Annotated in this window: 1 protein-coding gene; it reads left to right on the top strand. The window is 62.2% G+C overall.

What is annotated here, in order from left to right:
• Window positions 1-1299, top strand: a complete 1299-nt coding sequence (locus tag KHO41_RS40920) for an IS4 family transposase (RefSeq protein ID WP_211958882.1) — start codon at window positions 1-3, stop codon at window positions 1297-1299.
• Window positions 1300-1317: the final 18 nt, after the last annotated feature.

Raw genomic sequence — 1317 nt, 5'->3', positions numbered from 1 at the left:
CTGAATCTGGGCGACGCCCGCCTCAACAGAAGGGCGAAGAAATTGATAGAACGACTTGCGGCCAAACCGAAGGCCAGTATCCCTGAGGCGTGCGATAGCTGGAGCGAGACGTGCGCGGCCTACCGTTTTTTGCGCAATACGGATGTGGCCTGGGATGCCATACTGGAACCGCATTGGGCGAGCACGCAGGAGCGCATGCGAAGCCAGTCGGTCGTGCTGTGCATTCAGGACACCACCGAACTGGATTTCAATGCTCAAGACATCGACGGACTGGGGCCATTGAACTATGAAGCGCGGCGCGGCATGTATCTCCATCCGACTTATGCGGTGACGACTGAACGGGAACCGCTGGGCGTGCTCGACGCGTGGATGTGGGCACGTGAAGAGCGCGGTGCCGACGGTGTGCGCCCCGGCCAGAAAGAAAGCACCCGTTGGGTTGAAGGGTACGAGCGCGTGGCTGAAATGGCGCTCGACGTGCCCGGCACGCGGCTGGTGTACGTGGCCGACCGCGAGGCGGACATGGTGGAGATGATGCGCCGAGCCGACGAATTGGGCACGCCGGCGGATTGGCTGGTGCGCGCCAAACATGACCGCTGCCTGCCCGAGAGCGAGGGCGTCAGGTTGTGGGCCAGCACCACGAGCACAGAGCCCTTGGGTGAGATCACCTTCGTGAGCGGCGCGCGCGAGGGTCAGAAGAGCCGCACCGTGCGCCAGCAACTGTGGGCCCGCGAGGTCGAGATCGCAGATGACAGACGGGGCAAAATCAAGGTTCACTGCGTGATCGCGCGTGAAGTGGGGGCGCCGGCAGGCATCAAGCCGATTGAGTGGCGCTTGCTGACCAACCGTGTGGTCGCGACGCAAGAACAAGCTGTCGAACTGATCAACTGGTACCGGGCGCGCTGGGAAATCGAAATCTTTTTCCATGTGCTCAAGAACGGTTGCGAAGTGGAGTCCTTGCAATTGGCCGCCGTCGACCGGATTGAGCGCGCCCTGGCCTTGTTCCTGGTGGTTGCGTGGCGCGTGACTTATCTGATGCGCAAAGGCCGGACCTGCCCCGAGCTGGACGCCTCGTTGTTCTTCGATCCGGACGAAATTCGTGGTGCGTATCTGCTGGCCAAAAAGAAGATGCCGGCCGCACCGCCTACCGTGAACGAGGTCGTGCGGCTGATTGCGCAAGTCGGCGGCTTCCTCGCTCGCAAGGGCGACGGCGAACCCGGTGCCAAGACAATCTGGCGCGGACTCGATCGTGTACTCTCCGCTGCTGAAACGCTGCGCGCGCTACGGGATGGGCTCGGCTGACTTATGTATAAAGGTATG

The organism is Cupriavidus numazuensis (genome assembly GCF_905397435.1).
Lineage (GTDB): Bacteria > Pseudomonadota > Gammaproteobacteria > Burkholderiales > Burkholderiaceae > Cupriavidus > Cupriavidus numazuensis.
Note: the sequence above shows the minus strand (reverse complement) of the source record. Positions and strands in the feature narration are given on the sequence as shown.